Raw genomic sequence first — 2,389 nt, 5'->3', positions numbered from 1 at the left:
TTCGGGCACCTCGTTGGGTGCCATGCTGGCGCCGCCGCTGGTGATCTTCCTGCAATTGCGCTATGGCTGGCAATCGGCCTTCGTGGTGACCGGCGTGCTCGGTTTTGCCTGGGCCGCGCTGTGGTTTGCGTTCTATCGCTCGCCGCGCGACCATGCGGCGCTGTCGGAGCAGGAACGCACGACCATCGTCAGCGGCCAGCAACGCCCGGTGAGCGCGGTACGCGGCAAGCGTCCGGTCAAGGACGTGGTGAGCTCGCGCCGCTTCTGGGCCATCGCCCTGGCGCGCTTCTTTGCGGAACCGGCCTGGCAGACCTTCAGCTTCTGGATCCCCCTGTATTTCGTCAACGAGCGTCACCTGGACCTCAAATCCATCGCCATGTTTGCCTGGCTGCCCTTCCTGGCGGCCGACCTGGGCGGGCTGGTGGGGGGCTACCTGTCGCCTTGGCTGATCAATCGCTTCCGCGTGCCGCTGATCTGGTCGCGCGTCTATGGCGTGGTGCTGGGGGCGGTGATGATGATCGGGCCCGCCTGCGTCGGCCTGGTGGCCTCGCCCTATACCGCCATCGCGCTGTTCTGCGTGGGCGGCTTTGCGCACCAGATGATTTCCGGCCTGGTCAATACCCTCTCGGCGGACGTGTTCGATCCCGAAGAGGTGGGCACGGCCAGCGGCTTTGCCGGCATGTCGGCCTGGATCGGGGGCCTGGGCTTCTCGCTGCTGGTGGGTGCGCTGGCCGACAAGGTAGGCTATGGCCCGCTATTCGGTATGCTGGGTGCCTTTGACCTGATCGGCGCAGTCCTGCTCATCCTCCTGATCCGTGGTCAATCCAATGAGGAGCGTGCCGCGCGCACACCGCCTCGGCCGCCGTCTGGTATGGGCTCAATGAACAATGGCGCCTGGTGGCCGATACCGGCGTGGCGCAGAACCCCAATGTGGGCAGCAAGACGCTGCCATCCTATGCCCTGGTGGGGGTGATTTGGTCGCCCAACAAGACCGTGGATCTGGATGCCGGCGCCAAATTCGGGCTGAACAAGGCGGAAGTCACGCGCCAGTTCGGGGTGGGGGTGACCTTGCACTTCTGATCGGCGTCCTTGACGCTGATTCGTCGACCGGGGCGTGAAGAAATTTTCACTCCTGTGCGCTGCAACATGCAATGCGCTGGAAAGCCCCGTCAAATCTGCTATCGTTGACCCTGGCGCAAGGCCACGACTAAGGAGACGATATATGGATCTGGTGGAAAAATTCGATGCCAAGGGCAAGACCGGCGCACCTTACCACGTCGAGGTGTACCAGACGCAGCAGGACGAAGCCGATGAAGCGGCGCAGGCCTTCAGCCGCACCTACAAGTTGGCGGATGGCCGGGCGCTGGATCCCCTGACCAACGAGAAATTCAGGATCGTTCAGACCGGAGAGAAGATCTACCGCGTCTGACACCTGCCGCAAGCCAGCAGCAAGCCGATCAAGCCGGCACCGCAAGGGACCGGCTTTTTTGTGTCCGCCTGCTTTGCCCACGCCTAGATACAGGTGTAGCCGCCATCGGCATTGATCACCGCACCCGTGATGAGGCTGGCAGCGTCCGAGGCCAGGAAGGCCACCACGGCGGCGATTTCTTCCGGCCGTCCCATGCGCTGTTGTGGGGTCAGGTCCAGCCAGCGGGAGATCAAGGCCTGTTCCTTTTCCAGTTCCTGCAGCAGGGGCGTGGCGATATAGGTCGGTGCCACCGCATTGACGCGCACCCCGCGCGTGGCCCATTCCACCGCCAGCGAGCGCGTGAGGTGATGCACGGCGGCCTTGGAGGCGTTGTAGTGGCATTGCGGCTGCGGCACGTTGACGATCATCCCCGACATCGATCCGATATTGACGATGGCACCCCGGCCACGCGCCAGCATTGCGCAACCTGGAGAGCATCTCGATGACCGTCATCTGGGCGACGTAAGAACGCCGACGCTGATCGTTCATGCTGCCCAAGACGATGTAGCCAGCCGCAAAAGTGCCGATCTGGTAGAGGCAAAGATTGGTGCTCAGTGCCGCAAGAAAGTCATTCTGCAGAATAGTTACCACATGATTACGCTTGATAACGATAAGGAAATCGTTGCTCGCGAAATCGTCGACTTTCTGGCCGTCCAGCGCTTCAAGGCCGATGTACGCCCAAGTCAGGTATCGACGGTACCGAGATTACGGGTCATGGCCGGCTGACAAGATCCAGCGCTGATAGGGTATAAGGTGCACGCCAAAGCCTTATCACCCGATGCTTCAAAGCTGGTCAGCCAACTCCTGCATCAGATCACTTGCCGACAAAGGAATATTGCCGACGCGACTGACCTGGCAGGCAGCGGCAATCGATCCCAGATACATGCTCTGCCAGATGTCTGCGCCCACCGTCATGGCCAT

General features: G+C 61.9%; 4 protein-coding genes and 1 pseudogene. 4 read left to right on the top strand and 1 reads right to left on the bottom strand.

Annotated elements, in window-relative coordinates:
* The 3 genes and pseudogenes from I5W_RS15955 to I5W_RS15950 form a co-directional block, all read left to right on the top strand.
* Positions 1 to 847: pseudogene (locus I5W_RS15955) on the top strand (MFS transporter); the annotation flags it as partial.
* 83 nt (positions 848 to 930) lie between these two features.
* A complete protein-coding gene (locus I5W_RS29945; protein ID WP_252717049.1) occupies positions 931 to 1,080 on the top strand; it encodes a hypothetical protein in 150 nt (49 codons plus the stop codon).
* Between the two features lie 142 nt (positions 1,081 to 1,222).
* A complete protein-coding gene (locus tag I5W_RS15950; RefSeq protein ID WP_017453574.1) occupies positions 1,223 to 1,429 on the top strand; it encodes a hypothetical protein in 207 nt (68 codons plus the stop codon).
* A gap of 83 nt (positions 1,430 to 1,512) precedes the next feature.
* Here I5W_RS15950 and I5W_RS15945 read toward each other — a convergent pair whose 3' ends face one another.
* Positions 1,513 to 1,836: an SDR family NAD(P)-dependent oxidoreductase gene (locus I5W_RS15945; protein ID WP_252717048.1), complete on the bottom strand. Its 324-nt coding sequence runs from the start codon at positions 1,834 to 1,836 to the stop codon at positions 1,513 to 1,515.
* Between I5W_RS15945 and I5W_RS29940 the strand changes: the two genes are divergently transcribed.
* The gene (locus tag I5W_RS29940) at positions 1,826 to 2,194 is read left to right on the top strand and encodes an alpha/beta hydrolase (protein ID WP_252717047.1); all 369 of its coding nucleotides are present in this window, start codon (positions 1,826 to 1,828) and stop codon (positions 2,192 to 2,194) included. The two genes, I5W_RS15945 and I5W_RS29940, sit on opposite strands and share 11 nt — an antisense overlap.
* The last annotated feature ends 195 nt before the right edge of the window (positions 2,195 to 2,389 follow it).

The sequence above is a fragment of the Herbaspirillum sp. B65 genome (genome assembly GCF_000333555.1).
GTDB classification, from domain to species: domain Bacteria; phylum Pseudomonadota; class Gammaproteobacteria; order Burkholderiales; family Burkholderiaceae_D; genus Herbaspirillum; species Herbaspirillum rubrisubalbicans.
This window is presented reverse-complemented; position numbering and strand designations above follow the sequence as displayed.